Here is a 15,374-nt window from a genome sequence, read left to right as displayed (position 1 = left end):
TGATGAGAGCGTGAAGATAAGCCTCTTCACGTGATTTAGTTGATATAAATTAGCTAAAATCAAAATGCAAACGTAGTTTTTTGCAATGTAAACAACGGAATAAATAACCTTGAGCAGAGCTATCTTGATGGAGAATATTCGCGAGCTCTGAAATTGAAAAACCATAATCAGCGATATCATTTTCAAGGGAAACAAATTCATCGAGTCTATCTTTGATGTCATCCCAGTAAACATAGCCTATGAATTCACAAGGCTCTTGGCAGTGTGCGAGCCAAATTTCTTGTTGCCATCCTTGATAGCCTGGTGTTCGTTTAATTAGTTCATCAAACAGTTCAGTAGGGTAGGGGTTTAGAGTATGTGAAAACTCGCCGTCCTCGTCATATTCGCAATCAATACCTTCAACACTGGCAGGGTCTTGAAACTCACCATCAAATTTTGCACTGGCAGAACCATCAGCAATACACCAAGGACACAAAGCATCAATATCCTCAGTAGAATAAAACGGGCTTTCATAATAAATATCAGTAGGTTGTTTACAACAATCACAGGTTACTGTTTTATCCGTCAGAAAAGCTTCTGTTTCAATAGGGTTCGGGTGGTACCTAAATGTAGGGAGTGTTCGGTTATTGAGTGGCATATACAATTCCTATTAAAGGTTGCGCGAGAAGTAGACCAACTTTGGGAAAGCATACCACAAGGCTGCTTGATTATATCTTTCGGTTTTATTCCATTGTGAGTTTCAGATAAAGTACATTGTTCAGTTAATTTGAATAAATTGAGCTATATTATTAGCTTTAACCTAAATAACATTGTCGATATGATGCCTTCATCGCAGACAACAAGGGTTGTCTCATCGAATAAAAAATGAAGGAATTAGACTATGAACATGTTAAAAACTTTGATGGCAGCTTCTGTATTATCTTTCGTCGCATTTGGTGCATCAGCAGCAACAATCACCGCAACAGGTGATACGCTAGCTTCAACAGAAGCGAAAATTGCAGCTAAAGCTAAAGCAGCGGGCGCAGATAGCTATACAATTACCAGTGCTCGTATGGGGAATTTTGTCACAATGAGCGCAGAAACTAAATAACGAATTGTGTGAATTCATCTTGTTGAAATATTTTTGATAAAAAGTGGTGTTTTAGGCGCGATAAGCAGATTAAATACCACTTTTGTTTTATCTGAACCCGCATAGAGTACTTTTCTAATCATTGAGGAGTCGTTGATATGAGTTTCAAATATAACCGCCTAGATAAAGATAATGCAGCTGTATTACTTGTTGACCATCAAACGGGTTTGTTATCGCTAGTTCGTGATCAAGACCCAGATAAATTTAAGAACAGCGTGTTAGCACTGGCCGATTTGGCAAAGTATTTTAACTTACCAACTATTTTGACTACATCTTTTGAAGATGGTCCTAATGGCCCGTTAGTTCCTGAATTAAAAGAAACATTTCCTGATGCCCCTTTCATTGCTCGCCCTGGTCAAATCAACGCGTGGGATAACGAAGAGTTCGTTAAAGCTGTCAAAGCCACAGGTAAAAAACAGCTGATTATTGCCGGTGTTGTGACTGAAGTATGCGTGGCATTTCCTGCACTATCTGCACTGGAAGAAGGCTATGAAGTTTTTGTGATCACTGATGCCTCAGGTACATTTAACCCGATTACACGTGATGCCGCGTGGGATAGAATGTCAAAAGCAGGTGCTCAATTGATGAGCTGGTTTGGTGCCGCTTGTGAATTACACCGTGATTGGCGTAATGATGTGGAAGGGTTAGGCACTTTGTTTTCAAACCATATCCCTGATTACCGTAACTTAATGACCAGCTATGCACTGCTTTCTGCGAAAAAATAGTGCGTGACTGAGTATTAAAATGACATAATTGGTTTAAAAATCCTCGATATGACATTGCTCATATCGGGGGTTATTTCGTTAAATTAACTGAGTTCAGCCGCTCATTTTCGTCATCATCGCACTTAATTCGCTCTATGTTATAATAGCCTGCTGTTTTTGCTTGGCTCCTTACTTTTTGGGGCTATCCATTTGATTTCAATACACAAGACCACCATGCATCAAAATACCTCAAAACAAGGCTACACCAACCTAAACCGATTTTCCGTTGCGCCGATGCTCGATTGGACAGATCGCCATTGCCGTTATTTTCATCGCTTATTAAGCAAAAACACCTTGCTGTATACCGAAATGGTCACAACAGGGGCGATTATTTACGGAAAAGGGGACTATCTTGCTTTTAGTGAGGAAGAGCATCCTGTTGCATTACAGCTTGGTGGTAGCGATCCTGCCGCATTAGCGCAATGTGCCAAATTGGCACAAGAGCGTGGTTATGATGAAATTAACCTAAATGTAGGTTGCCCATCAGATCGTGTACAAAATGGGCGTTTTGGTGCTTGCTTAATGGGAGATGCGCAGCTTGTTGCTGATTGTGTGAAAGCCATGCAAGACGTGGTTTCTATTCCTGTAACCGTAAAAACTCGTATTGGTATTGATGAGCAAGACAGCTACGCGTTTTTATGTGATTTTATTGAAACTGTTTCTGATAAAGGCGGCTGTGAAATGTTTATTATCCATGCACGTAAAGCATGGTTGTCCGGCCTTAGCCCAAAAGAAAATCGCGAAATCCCACCACTTGATTACCCGCGAGTTTATCAATTAAAACGTGATTTTCCTCATTTGACCATGGCGATTAATGGTGGAGTCAAAACGCTGGAAGAAGCAAAAGAGCATCTTCAACACCTAGATGGCGTCATGGTGGGGCGCGAAGCCTATCAAAACCCGTCTATTTTAACGGCGGTTGATAACCAATTGTTTGGTGAGCACTTTCCTGTCACTAATGGTGTTGACGCTGTTAGAGCGATGTACCCTTACATCGAAAAAGAGTTATCGAAAGGCGCTTATTTAGGCCATATGACCCGCCATATGTTAGGGATTTTCCAAGGTATCCCCGGCGCACGTCAGTGGCGTCGTCATTTAAGTGAAAATGCGCATAAAAAAGGGGCTGACTTAGTCGTTGTTGAGCAAGCTCTCGAATTTGTGACGCGTGGTGAGTGAGTATAAATTACTCGTAAAGGCAAAACTCTAGCTCAATTACAGTTACTTTATGTAACTTTATGGATTGTATAATATTTGTTCAGTTTGAGTGCGATCTTAATTGAACAAGTATAGGAATGTTTAAATGCATACGGTTATGTAATTCATTGAAATACTAATATCTTATTGATTTCGCACGTTGCCAACACCTAAGCCAGCTTTCGCTGGCTTAGGTCTTTGAAAAGGGGTGACATATGCAGCGATCCTCTCTATTTTCTTTACTCATTTCATTCTTTATTTGATGGGCTTCCTTGGCGAAAATTCCATCGAGAGAATCGATTATGTAAAAGCCAATTATCGTCAATCGCAGACTGCAATGACATTTCTTGAATATAAAAGATCTAGTGAATGGTAAGTTCTATTTCTTGAATGGATATTTGTTACTATGTTTATTATATAATTTCATATTAAATATATATGAATATTAATATCGAAATTTTGGTGTTTTTTGGATTAAAAAACTAATTGGTTATTGACAGAATAAAAATGTCGATGCTATAAGTGTTAATGAAATGTTTTTTTAATATTTCATTTCACCTTCATGACATAAACATACCTATATACTTTTTAATCTAAAGTAAGGAGCTCATATGAGCGAAATTCAAAATATAGCCCGCCTATACAAATCTCCAAAAAGTGTTGAAGTAATAAATGCAGAAGGAAATAGTTTTACTGACATGATCCTACAGACAAAATCTGTGGCAATTGTTGCTTTAGATAAGCTTGCTTATCTGGCTGGAATCTAAAATGCACCAGCAGATGATAAATATTATCAACTTAATACAAGTAGCCTAAGCGAACTAATAAAAAGTGCAGAAAGTGCAGGTTATGACATAGAAGTGGTCAATATTTAATTATCTTGGCGGCCTGTAGGTTAGGGCTGCCACCTTAAATGAGGTTTTATATGGATGAAATTAATGATCTCAACCAAAAAATAACTATTACAGGGTTACATTGGATCTCACGATGGAGAGTTAATAATGGAAAGTCAGACTCATATGTTATTCCTTTCGTTACTACCTACCCTATAAATATTATCTATCATGGTGAGCATGAATTTAAATACGGTCAGTATGGGATTCATTTAGGCCAGCAAGATACGCTGACTTTCATCGGAAATACAGAGCAAATCATAACTGCAAAATTCATCGATTGCCGTGCAAATTCCCCCACATTCAGAGTGTCATTGGAATTTAATATTACTCCATCTTCGGCAAAAACACTTGTAATTCCACCTGGCATTGCTCATACATTTCATAATCTGGAAAATATATTCACAATTAATTCCTATGCACTTTTTCTTCCTGATATTGAAACATTATCGCGACCTGACCTTACTTGGTTTCCTGACAATGATGTTATAAATATACCAGAAAATGTTCATCCTTTAGAGGTATCTGGCTACTTTCCAATGACAGAAGAAGCAGCTGATATTGTTTATCATCGTATTGCTGAATATCAGCATAAAAATTTAATGAAACACAAATTTCAACATTCTGAAACTCGAGAGCTTAACTTAGATGATGGAAGCAAAATAAATGTACGTATCAGAGAGAAAATTAATGATGATGAGGTTTTGGTTCTACCTAATTCAATAATTATTGGTGTTGAATTTAAAGAAATTCCATCAGTCAAAACAGGGAAATACAGTGGAATTGTCCCACTGACAAGAATGTCACCGATGTATATTGTAGAACATGGTTATGAACATTACGATTTTGATTCTTATGGATTACATTTGGGCCAAGAAGACCATTTAACTTTTCTGGGTAAAGCCGAACATCAAATTACACTAAAGCTAGTTGATATGAGGGAAGGTTCGGATACTATTTTCGTTGAAGATGAAATAACATTCACTCCTTTGCCTAATGTGGAATTAGTTATTCCATGTGGTGTAGCGCATGCCCTGATGAATATGGCTGGCGTGGTTACTGTTAATAGACCGATTATTTATATCAGTGAGGATAAAGAATATATTCCTGGTCATGATGTAATAGACTGGCCAATAAAAAATCTAAATTATATGAGTTATAAGACAAATAATATCAAAGCAGATAAAAAATACTATGAGTTTCTGATTGAGAAGCAGAAGGAAATAGTCAGAGAGGCACCCACGCACAACACACCTAAATCAGTAGTGGTATTTGATGATAAGTTAGGTCGATATGTTAAAGTGTTATTGAAGGAGAAGGTATAAAAATATAAGTTATGAGCAACCTATTCTTTTTAATGCTTTTTTGCGTACTTACTGCGGATGGCCTTATGGTCTTTCTCACGCCAGTTCTAGTTTACCAGTTAACAGGTAGTATTGAATATTCAGGTTTATCCTATGCTCTATGGTGGTTACCAAGAATATTAATTATTCCACTTATTGGTAAATACATTGATAGACTTGGAGTACGCCCACTTTCTATTTTATCTGATGTTATCAAATCAATAGGATGTCTATTTTTAGCTTTCAATGATTTTTCTTCAGACCTAATAATTGCAGTCGCATTTGGTATTGTGGGTAGCCTAATATCAATAGGAAACTCTCAAACTATTATTTCTTATGAGAAAATTATCTCATTAATAAGTTACAAAAAGGAATATCATGTTAATTTAATATCAAGAATGGACTTTTCTGGAATGATAGTAGGTCCATTGATTGGCATGATAATTATCGACTATGGGATTCGTACAGTACTTATCATTCCACTTTTACTTTATATTATTAATGCTCTTTTTTTTATTTTAAAGAAAAAAGAATTGAGCAATATGAAGCATGAAGATAATCAGAATGTTTCAGGTCAGGAAAATGGGCTGTTCAAACACCATTTTATCTATATTTTTTCTATACCAATATTGTTTTTAACCGTATTACTCGCCATTGGTAATAATATGTTTGATAGCATTATTGAATCGAGTGGTACGGCATTGATTGACAAAGAAATGGGGCTTCCTGCGAAGTATTTCGGTTTTATTGATGTTGCGGCTGGCCTTTGTGGTGTCACTGGAACCTATCTCTATAGTTCATTAACTCACTTTATTCAGCGGAAAAAACTTCTACTTAGCGCGGTTCTGATTATTACGGGGAGTTCGATTTTTTTAATATCATATCCTTCATCATTTATAATATTCGTTTGTTTCTACGCAATTTCTATTATTGGTAAAGTCTTTACAGGAAATATTTGTCGAATGGTACGTATAGAATGTATTCCGTCAAATTATTTTGCTGGAGTCTCATCTATTATTGTATTGCTTAATCAGTCTGTGCTCCCTTTTATTGGAATGGTTATATACTTTTTTGGCGATTCAACAACTGTTATTTATTATTTTATGTCAGTAGCAGTAATGATTTCTTTTATATCTGGCGTCTATGTTTATCGGCACATAGCTTCCTCTGTTTAAGCTCTAGAATTAAATCTTAAAAATAGATAAAGCCCCTTAACTAGCAAAAATGACTGGCTAATTAAGGGGGTTATTTATCACGGAATAAGCAAACTCGAACCTTGGGTTTTTCTTGATTCGATAGTGAGGTGAGCTTTCTGTGCATCTTTTAAAGCAAAAATTTGTGATTGCGGCACATCTACATTCACTTTTCCGCTTAAAATCATATCAAATAAGGCATTACTAGCTTGGTCTAGCTCAGCACGGTTAGTCACATAGACACCAAGTGATGGGCGAGTGACGTATAATCCGCCTTTTTGGTTTAAAATTCCTAAGTTTACACCGGTAACAGGACCAGAAGCGTTACCAAAACTCACCATTAAGCCGCGACGCTTGAGCGAGTCTAAAGAAGCAATCCATGTGGATTGGCCCACTGAGTCATACGCCACATTCACTTTCTCGCCATTAGTGATTTCTTTCACGCGAGCTGCAATGTCTTCTGTTTGGTAATTGATGACTTCCCATGCTCCGGCATCTTTTGCTCTTAATGCTTTATCTGCAGAACCCACCGTGCCTATCATCTTGGCGCCTAGCGCGTTTGCCCATTGGCAAGCTATCAACCCAACGCCACCTGCAGCGGCGTGGAACAGAAAGACTTCGTCACGTTTCAGTTGATATGTCTGATGGAATAAATAATAAACCGTCATGCCTTTTAATGAGCTGGCTGCGGCTTGTTCAAACGTAATGCCATCAGGAAGGTGTGCCACGGCACTTTCAGGGACATTATGGACTTCGCTATAAGCACCTAGAGGGCCTTGCGCATAAACGACACGGTCACCGGGCTTGAAACCTGTGACATGGGCACCAGTTTTCACAACAACACCTGCCGCCTCTGTACCAAGGCCACTTGGTAGCTTAGCAACAGGGTATAAACCGCTGCGAACATAGGTGTCGATAAAGTTAATCCCGATAGCACGGTTTTCTATTTGAATTTCATTATCTGCTGGGTTTGCTGGGGAATAATCTACTAAGTTAAGTACATCAGCGCCGCCATGTTGCGCGAATTCAATACGTTTTGCCATGACAATCTCCAATAAGGACTATTCATTTTAATTACAATAACAATCGTTTTATCATAACGCCATGTTTCAATCAGAAGAATTATAGGTTTGTGCTTTCAGTGATGTATTTTATCTTGTGATTACTTTGCGCAAAGACGCAAAGAAAACCACAAAAAAATAAGATTGGCGTATACTAAGCGCAGATCGTTAATTATAGACTTGGATATTAATGTATGGCTAAAAAACCCTCATCAAATTTCAAAACGGATGCCCCACGAGACCACCAAATGGAAGGGTTAAAACTTCCACCACATTCTCTCGAAGCGGAGCAGTCTGTTTTAGGGGGGTTAATGTTAGATAACGAGCGTTGGGATACCGTTTCTGAACGTGTGACTCACGCTGATTTCTTTAGCCGCCCCCACCGTACCATTTTCTCACAGATGCAATTTTTGCTTGAGCAAGGCAAACCTATTGACCTTATCACCTTATCAGAATCACTAGAACAGCAGGGTGAGTTGGATAGCGTCGGTGGTTTTGCTTATTTGGCTGAGCTATCTAAAAATACGCCAAGTGCGGCGAATATTAATGCTTATGCAGACATCGTCCGCGAACGTGCGATTGTTCGCGATATGATTTCAGTCGCTAATGAAATTGCAGATGCAGGTTATGATCCACAAGGGCGAAGCAGTGAAGATCTCCTCGATTTAGCCGAAACCAAAGTATTCCAAATCGCTGAGTCAAGAGCGAATAAAGACGAAGGGCCAAAAGGTATTGAAGCCATTTTGTCTGAAACTGTTGAAAAAATTGAGCAACTTTACCAACAACCGCACGACGGTGTTACTGGGGTTTCAACAGGTTACCAAGACCTCGATAAAAAAACCGCAGGTTTACAAGGTTCTGATTTAATTATTGTGGCCGCGCGTCCATCGATGGGGAAAACCACTTTTGCAATGAACTTGTGCGAAAACGCGGCGATGACGGAAGAAAAACCTGTTTTAATCTTCAGTTTAGAGATGCCAGGAAACCAAATCATGATGCGTATGTTGGCATCATTATCCCGTGTTGACCAAACCCGTATTCGTACTGGGCAACTTGATGATGAGGATTGGGCGCGAATTTCAAGCACGATGGGTATTTTGATGGAAAAGCGCAATATGTACATCGATGACTCTTCGGGCCTGACTCCCACAGAGGTTCGTTCACGTGCGAGGCGTATTTATCGTGAACATGGTGGTTTAAGTTTGATCATGATTGACTACCTCCAATTGATGCGAGTTCCTGCTCTTTCTGACAACCGTACGTTAGAAATTGCCGAAATTTCACGTTCACTTAAGGCGCTAGCGAAAGAATTAAATGTACCTGTGGTGGCTCTGTCGCAGTTAAACCGTAGTCTTGAGCAACGTGCCGATAAGCGCCCTGTTAACTCGGATTTACGTGAATCAGGGTCTATCGAGCAGGATGCGGACTTAATCATGTTTATCTACCGTGATGAGGTTTATCACGATAATAGTGAGCTCAAAGGGGTTGCGGAAATCATTCTCGGTAAACAGCGTAACGGGCCGATTGGTACGGTGCGGTTGACGTTTAATGGGCAGTGGTCGCGCTTCGATAATTATGCAGGGCCAGCTTATAATGATGAGGACTAAATCCTCATCATAAATACTCGTCATATTTTGCGCTGTCACGGTGTTGGCTGCACTCGGCTACGCGAGTCATATACTTATGTATGCTTCTTGGATTAGCTCAATCGCCGCCTAGCGACAATGCAAACTATTTAGAGTATTAAAGTTAAACTAGTTTGAATAATTTTTTCTTTATACAGAAACAAGATCGAATGGAAATTGATATTTTTTAGCGTATAACAAATAGAGAATATATTGGGCTGCCAAAGGGCAGCTTAATTTTTAGCGGGTTTAGAGAAAAAGAACGAGGAAACAATGAAAGCGGCAACCGCATTGATAAACCGCCGCGCTCTGCGACACAACTTGCAACGGGTGAAAGAAATTGCACCAAATAGCCAGATGATTGCAGTTGTCAAAGCAAACGCTTATGGTCATGGGTTAGTAGGGGTTGGTCAGGCAGTAGAAGAGCTGGTGGATGGCTTTGGTGTGGCAAGACTCAATGAGGCGCTACTATTACGGCAGCACGGTGTGATAAAACCGATTGTTTTACTGGAGGGTTTTTTTGAACAATCTGACTTGTTGTTAATGGCAGAACACCAGATTGACACCGTGATCCACTGTATAGAACAGCTTGAAATGCTAGAAGCCACCAAATTACCCTATCCTCTTAAAGTTTGGATGAAACTGGATACAGGTATGCACCGCCTTGGCATACTTCCTAAAGATGCCAAAGGCTTTTATCAACGTTTACAACGCTGCCAGCAAGTTCAGCTTCCTATCAATATTGTTAGTCATTTTTGCCAAGCGGATGCCCCCCATTTACCGACAACTGAAAAACAAATTGCCTGCTTTAAACAATTTATTGACGGTAAAGAGGGGGAGAAATCCATTGCCGCCTCCGCAGGAATTTTACTTTGGCCGGAAGCTCACTATGACTGGGTTCGCCCAGGGATAATGATGTATGGCGCTTCACCACAAGAAGGGAAAAGCGCAAAAGACTTCGGCTTACTTCCGGTGATGACACTAAAATCAACATTAATTGCGGTTAGGGAACATGCGGCAGGACAATGTGTAGGTTATGGTGAAACATGGTGTAGTGACAAAGACACACTGCTTGGTGTTGTTGCAATCGGCTATGGTGATGGTTATCCACGTAACGTACCTTCAGGCACACCTGTGTTAATTAATGGGCGAAAAGTGCCTATTGTTGGGCGAATTTCCATGGATATGACAGTGGTGGATTTGGGACTAAATGCCGATGATAAAGTGGGGGATGACGTTATTTTGTGGGGAAATCAACTACCGGTTGAAGAAATTGCCACACAAACAGGCATTATCAACTATGAGTTACTGACGAAGTTAACCTCTAGAGTTGCAATGGAATATGTAGACGAATAGCCAGCAAAGGGTTATTTTCAGATAACAACGTAAAAATGGCGCTAAATATGGCAAATCATCGCTTGGTTTATTTAGCGTAAAATAATGATTAGGAGATGTCCTGTGTTCGAACATGTTGATGCTTATCCGGGCGACCCAATTCTGTCGTTAATGGATGAATTTAATAAAGACTCTCGTGAAAATAAAATTAATTTGAGTATCGGTCTTTACTATGATGGTGACGGGAAAACCCCTGAACTGGCGACAGTCGGTACGGCAAAAGCGGCGTTAAATAAACTGCCAGCAAGCGCATCACTGTATTTGCCTATGGAAGGTTTGAAAGATTACCGTACTGAATTACAAAAATTAGTATTTGGTGAGGATTGCCCGCTAATTGCACAGGAACGTATCGCTACCGTCCAAACGATTGGTGGTTCTGGTGCGTTAAAAATTGGTGCTGATTTTTTACATCAATATTATCCCGATTCCGAAGTGTGGTGCAGTGACCCAACTTGGGAAAACCATGCCTCTATTTTTTCAGGTGCGGGAACAAAAGTGCATTACTACCCGTACTTTGATGAAAAAACCAAAGGCGTTAAATTTGATGAGATGCTAGCGACATTCAAACAATTGCCTGCTAATAGCATCATCCTAATGCACCCGTGCTGTCATAACCCAACAGGCTCCGACCTGACTCCTGCACAATGGGATGAAGTCACTAAGGTAGCATTAGAACGCAAATTGATCCCATTTTTAGATATTGCTTATCAAGGTTTTGCAGAAGGCATTAATGAAGATGCTTATGCTATCCGAGCGATGGTTAAAGCTGGCTTACCCGTGTTTGTCAGTAACTCATTTTCTAAAATCTTTGGTATCTACGGTGAACGTGCAGGTGGCCTTTCTGTGATCTGTGAAAACCAAGATGAACGTGACCGTGTGTTAGGCCAGTTAAAAGCGGGTGTTCGCCGTTTATATTCTAGCCCGCCATCTAATGGTGCAAAAATTGTTGCTGCGGTATTAACCAACAGCGCAGAAAAAGCCAAATGGTTAGCGGAAGTGGAAGAGATGCGCTTACGTATTTTAGACATGCGTACGGTATTGGTGGATGAGCTAAAAAAAGCATTACCAAACCAAAATTTCGATCACTTATTAAAGCAGCGCGGTATGTTCAGCTACACTGGTTTTTCTAAAGAGCAAGTGGCTCGCCTGAAAGACGAATTTGCGGTCTACTTGGTTGGAACTGGCCGTGTTTGTATGGCAGGTGTCAATCACCATAATGTTAAACGCATTGTTGAAGCATTTGCTGCCGTTAGCCAATAATTCTTAGCTATCGTAATAATTATCAGGGAACAAAATGCTCCCTGATAATCTTCTTACTTATTTTTTAATGGCCTTTTTACTTAGTAGCCGCGTTCTAAAATCGTTTTTAAGAACCGTGCGGTGTGAGATTTTTCACACTCAGCCACTTCTTCTGGTGTGCCTGCAATTAAGATTTCACCGCCGCCACTACCCCCTTCAGGGCCTAAATCGACAATCCAGTCCGCTGTCTTGATGACATCAAGGTTGTGCTCAATCACCACAATGGTGTTTCCTTGGTCACGAAGCTGATGTAAAACGACTAAGAGCTGTTGAATATCAGCAAAGTGCAGGCCAGTTGTTGGTTCATCCAAAATATAGATAGTTTGCCCTGTACCGCGTTTAGATAACTCTTTAGCTAATTTCACACGCTGTGCTTCACCACCAGAGAGCGTCGTCGCTGATTGACCGAGGCGGATATAGGATAAACCAACGTCCATCAGCGTTTGTAACTTGCGGGCAAGGGCAGGTACGGCATCAAAAAATGCACGGGACTCTTCGATGGTCATATCCAGCACTTCATGGATATTTTTACCTTTATATTTAATTTCTAGCGTTTCGCGGTTATAGCGTTTGCCTTTACATTGGTCACAAGGGACATACACATCAGGCAAAAAGTGCATTTCAACCTTAATAACCCCATCACCTTGGCAAGCTTCACAACGACCGCCTTTAACGTTAAAGCTAAAACGCCCTGGGTTATAACCACGAGTCCGAGACTCAGGCACACCAGCAAATAGTTCACGTACAGGTGTAAACACACCAGTATAGGTGGCAGGGTTCGAACGTGGTGTACGGCCTATTGGGCTCTGGTCAATATCAATGACTTTGTCAAAGTGCTCTAAACCTTCTACATCTAAATAAGGGGCAGGGGTGATGGTAGTCGCCCCATTTAATTGGCGTTGAGCAATAGGGAATAGCGTATCGTTTATCAGTGTTGATTTGCCTGAACCAGACACGCCAGTGATGCAGGTAAATAACCCAACAGGGACTTTTAACGTCACATTTTTCAGGTTGTTGCCCTTTGCCCCAAACACCGTCAGCATTTTATCTTTATTTATTGGAACGCGTTTCTGTGGGATATCAATTCTGCGCTCACCACTTAAAAATTTACCAGTGAGTGAGTCAGGGTTTGCGACAATATCTTCCAGCGTTCCTTGGGCAACAATTTGCCCACCATGTACACCGGCACCCGGGCCGATATCAATCACATGGTCAGCAGCGCGGATCGCGTCTTCGTCATGTTCAACGACGATCACGGTATTCCCCAGATCACGCAGGTGGATCAAGGTTTCAAGTAAGCGGTCATTATCACGTTGGTGTAAGCCAATTGAAGGTTCATCAAGGACATACATCACTCCCACTAAACCAGCACCAATTTGGCTTGCTAAACGAATGCGTTGTGCTTCGCCACCAGACAAGGTGTCAGCAGAGCGTGAAAGTGTCAGATAATTAAGCCCAACATTGACGAGAAATTTCAGGCGATCGCCAATTTCTTTTAAAACTTTTTCTGCGATTTGAGCGCGCTGGCCTGTAAGTTTTAGGTTTTGGAAAAACTCCATTGCGTGGCCAATGCTGTAATCTGCAATTTCAGGCAATGTTGTATTTTCAACAAATACAAAGCGCGCCTCTTTACGTAAGCGCGTCCCATTGCAAGAGACACATGGACGGTTGCTGATATATTTCGCTAATTCTTCACGGACAGCCGTTGATTCTGTTTCTTTATAACGGCGTTCCATATTATTGAGCACGCCTTCAAAAGGGTGCCGGCGCACAGTGATGTCGCCACGGTCATTACGGTATTTAAACTCAATCGTTTCTTTGCCTGAACCATATAAAATAATTTTTTGAATGGCAGGGCTCAGAGTGTCATAAGGCGCTTCTACATCAAATTTATAATGCTCAGCTAATGACATCAGCATTTGGAAATAGTAAAAATTACGGCGATCCCAACCCCGAATTGCACCACCCGCGAGTGAGATTTCAGTATTTTGAATGACTCTTTCGGGATCAAAAAACTGCTGAACACCTAAGCCATCACAGCTTGGACAGGCCCCTGCAGGGTTGTTAAAAGAAAATAGGCGAGGTTCAAGTTCCACCATACTGTAGCCGCAAACAGAGCAGGCAAAATTGGCAGAAAAAACCAGTTCTTCTGCATTCGCATCATCCATATCCGCGACAATTGCGGTACCGCCAGAGAGTTCTAGTGCGGTTTCAAAGGATTCGGCTAAACGCTGAGCGATGTCATCACGAATTTTAAAACGATCGACAATGACTTCAATCGTATGTTTTTTCTGTAATTCGAGCTTTGGTGGATCGGATAGATCGCAAACTTCCCCATCAATTCGGGCACGGATATAGCCTTGGCTGGCTAAGTTATCGAGTAACTTAACGTGCTCCCCTTTACGTTCTTTAACGACAGGAGCAAGTAGCATCATTCGGCGATCGGTGGGTTGAGCCAGAACATTATCGACCATCTGGCTAACAGTTTGAGCCGCAAGCGGTATGTCGTGATCAGGGCAGCGAGGTTCACCAACACGTGCAAATAATAGCCGCAGATAGTCATGAATTTCTGTGATGGTTCCGACCGTCGAACGTGGGTTATGTGAAGTGGATTTTTGTTCAATCGAAATTGCAGGGGATAACCCTTCAATATGATCGACATCCGGTTTCTCCATTAAAGAAAGAAACTGGCGAGCATAAGCAGATAAAGATTCAACATAACGGCGCTGACCCTCTGCATACAGGGTATCAAAAGCTAAAGATGATTTCCCTGAACCAGATAACCCAGTAATAACAATGAGTTTGTCGCGAGGGATGATGAGATTGATGTTTTTCAGATTATGCGTGCGTGCGCCGCGGACTTCGATATTATCCATTTACCACTTCCCGGATGATTTGATATTGAACAATCGCAAGAGACTATTATCACATATTTATGGCTGAATGGATATACAGTATTTCCTATTCGTCATATTTCAAACTGTGGCGTTGTTGGCTGCTCTCAGCTACGCAGGTCACATACTTTTGTATGCTCCCCGCGATACCTTCGCTTGCCGCCTAGCCACAGCTTGAACTATTTAGAATAGGTCCTGTTCATCATATTTCAAACCGTGGTGTTGTTGGCTGCTCTCAGCTACGCAGGTCACATACTTTTGTATTCTCCCTACGATACCTTCGCTTGCCGCCTAGCCACTGCTTGAACTATTTAGAGTAAGATTTTAATGGTGAAACAGAAAAACAGAAAAACAGAAAAACAGAAAAACAGAAAAACAGAAAAACAGAAAAACAGCGATCTGAATTTATCGAAAAGATAGATGCGGTGTGTATTATTTTGTGTCTATACTGACAAAAGCACTATGGAATTTCACTAAAAGCTGGAAAGCGTTTCGCAAATTAACAAGCTTAATTTCAAATATTGGTGCAAATCAGCTCTGTCGTGGTAAACTTCACGGCTAATCCAGAGATTAAAATTCAATGC

At 40.7% G+C, this 15,374-nt stretch carries 12 protein-coding genes; 9 read left to right on the top strand and 3 right to left on the bottom strand.

The window, feature by feature from the left end:
- Positions 1–49: 49 nt before the first annotated feature.
- The gene (gene cbrC / locus SJ312_RS15775; protein WP_187710613.1) at positions 50–637 is read right to left on the bottom strand and encodes a PF03691 family colicin E2 tolerance protein CbrC; all 588 of its coding nucleotides are present in this window, start codon (positions 635–637) and stop codon (positions 50–52) included.
- Between the two features lie 243 nt (positions 638–880).
- Here cbrC and SJ312_RS15770 point away from each other — a divergent pair, with 243 nt between their 5' ends.
- The 6 genes from SJ312_RS15770 to SJ312_RS15745 all read left to right on the top strand — a co-directional run bounded on the left by SJ312_RS15770 (position 881) and on the right by SJ312_RS15745 (position 6,498).
- A complete protein-coding gene (locus SJ312_RS15770) occupies positions 881–1,090 on the top strand; it encodes a YdgH/BhsA/McbA-like domain containing protein (RefSeq protein WP_004260921.1) in 210 nt (69 codons plus the stop codon).
- Between the two features lie 137 nt (positions 1,091–1,227).
- Entirely contained in the window at positions 1,228–1,854 is a 627-nt protein-coding gene (ycaC, locus tag SJ312_RS15765; RefSeq protein ID WP_004260919.1) for an isochorismate family cysteine hydrolase YcaC, read from the top strand.
- A gap of 213 nt (positions 1,855–2,067) precedes the next feature.
- Positions 2,068–3,069, top strand: coding sequence for a tRNA dihydrouridine(20/20a) synthase DusA (gene dusA, locus SJ312_RS15760; protein ID WP_109912593.1), 1,002 nt, complete (start codon positions 2,068–2,070; stop codon positions 3,067–3,069).
- Positions 3,070–3,698: 629 nt separating this feature from the next.
- On the top strand, positions 3,699–3,854 hold the full coding sequence (locus SJ312_RS15755; protein ID WP_231136011.1) for a hypothetical protein: 156 nt from the start codon (positions 3,699–3,701) through the stop codon (positions 3,852–3,854).
- Between the two features lie 158 nt (positions 3,855–4,012).
- Positions 4,013–5,305 (top strand): dTDP-4-dehydrorhamnose 3,5-epimerase family protein, encoded by a 1,293-nt coding sequence (locus SJ312_RS15750; protein ID WP_232062761.1) that lies wholly within the window; start codon positions 4,013–4,015, stop codon positions 5,303–5,305.
- Between the two features lie 11 nt (positions 5,306–5,316).
- Positions 5,317–6,498, top strand: coding sequence for an MFS transporter (locus SJ312_RS15745; RefSeq protein WP_036958321.1), 1,182 nt, complete (start codon positions 5,317–5,319; stop codon positions 6,496–6,498).
- Positions 6,499–6,575: 77 nt separating this feature from the next.
- Here the strand turns inward: SJ312_RS15745 and SJ312_RS15740 are convergent, their stop codons facing one another.
- Positions 6,576–7,559: a quinone oxidoreductase gene (locus tag SJ312_RS15740; RefSeq protein ID WP_096864665.1), complete on the bottom strand. Its 984-nt coding sequence runs from the start codon at positions 7,557–7,559 to the stop codon at positions 6,576–6,578.
- Positions 7,560–7,771: 212 nt separating this feature from the next.
- Here SJ312_RS15740 and dnaB point away from each other — a divergent pair, with 212 nt between their 5' ends.
- The 3 genes from dnaB to SJ312_RS15725 all read left to right on the top strand — a co-directional run bounded on the left by dnaB (position 7,772) and on the right by SJ312_RS15725 (position 11,857).
- Positions 7,772–9,184 (top strand): replicative DNA helicase, encoded by a 1,413-nt coding sequence (dnaB, locus tag SJ312_RS15735; protein ID WP_004260904.1) that lies wholly within the window; start codon positions 7,772–7,774, stop codon positions 9,182–9,184.
- Between the two features lie 291 nt (positions 9,185–9,475).
- A complete protein-coding gene (gene alr, locus SJ312_RS15730; protein WP_319868072.1) occupies positions 9,476–10,558 on the top strand; it encodes an alanine racemase in 1,083 nt (360 codons plus the stop codon).
- Between the two features lie 102 nt (positions 10,559–10,660).
- The gene (locus SJ312_RS15725; RefSeq protein WP_165880089.1) at positions 10,661–11,857 is read left to right on the top strand and encodes an aromatic amino acid transaminase; all 1,197 of its coding nucleotides are present in this window, start codon (positions 10,661–10,663) and stop codon (positions 11,855–11,857) included.
- An 80-nt stretch (positions 11,858–11,937) separates the two neighbouring features.
- Here SJ312_RS15725 and uvrA read toward each other — a convergent pair whose 3' ends face one another.
- Positions 11,938–14,772 (bottom strand): excinuclease ABC subunit UvrA, encoded by a 2,835-nt coding sequence (gene uvrA / locus SJ312_RS15720; protein WP_165880091.1) that lies wholly within the window; start codon positions 14,770–14,772, stop codon positions 11,938–11,940.
- Positions 14,773–15,374: the final 602 nt, after the last annotated feature.

It is taken from the genome of Providencia sp. CIM-Carb-044 (assembly GCF_033901115.1).
GTDB classification, from domain to species: Bacteria; Pseudomonadota; Gammaproteobacteria; order Enterobacterales; family Enterobacteriaceae; genus Providencia; species Providencia hangzhouensis.
Note: the sequence above shows the minus strand (reverse complement) of the source record. Positions and strands in the feature narration are given on the sequence as shown.

Coding starts and splice junctions, on each gene's coding strand:
- cbrC (WP_187710613.1), bottom strand. CDS start 637: ATGCCACTCAATAACCGAACACTCCCTACATTTAGGTACCACCCGAAC.
- SJ312_RS15770 (WP_004260921.1), top strand. CDS start 881: ATGAACATGTTAAAAACTTTGATGGCAGCTTCTGTATTATCTTTCGTC.
- ycaC (WP_004260919.1), top strand. CDS start 1,228: ATGAGTTTCAAATATAACCGCCTAGATAAAGATAATGCAGCTGTATTA.
- dnaB (WP_004260904.1), top strand. CDS start 7,772: ATGGCTAAAAAACCCTCATCAAATTTCAAAACGGATGCCCCACGAGAC.
- alr (WP_319868072.1), top strand. CDS start 9,476: ATGAAAGCGGCAACCGCATTGATAAACCGCCGCGCTCTGCGACACAAC.
- SJ312_RS15745 (WP_036958321.1), top strand. CDS start 5,317: ATGAGCAACCTATTCTTTTTAATGCTTTTTTGCGTACTTACTGCGGAT.
- SJ312_RS15750 (WP_232062761.1), top strand. CDS start 4,013: ATGGATGAAATTAATGATCTCAACCAAAAAATAACTATTACAGGGTTA.
- SJ312_RS15740 (WP_096864665.1), bottom strand. CDS start 7,559: ATGGCAAAACGTATTGAATTCGCGCAACATGGCGGCGCTGATGTACTT.
- dusA (WP_109912593.1), top strand. CDS start 2,068: ATGCATCAAAATACCTCAAAACAAGGCTACACCAACCTAAACCGATTT.
- SJ312_RS15755 (WP_231136011.1), top strand. CDS start 3,699: ATGAGCGAAATTCAAAATATAGCCCGCCTATACAAATCTCCAAAAAGT.
- uvrA (WP_165880091.1), bottom strand. CDS start 14,772: ATGGATAATATCGAAGTCCGCGGCGCACGCACGCATAATCTGAAAAAC.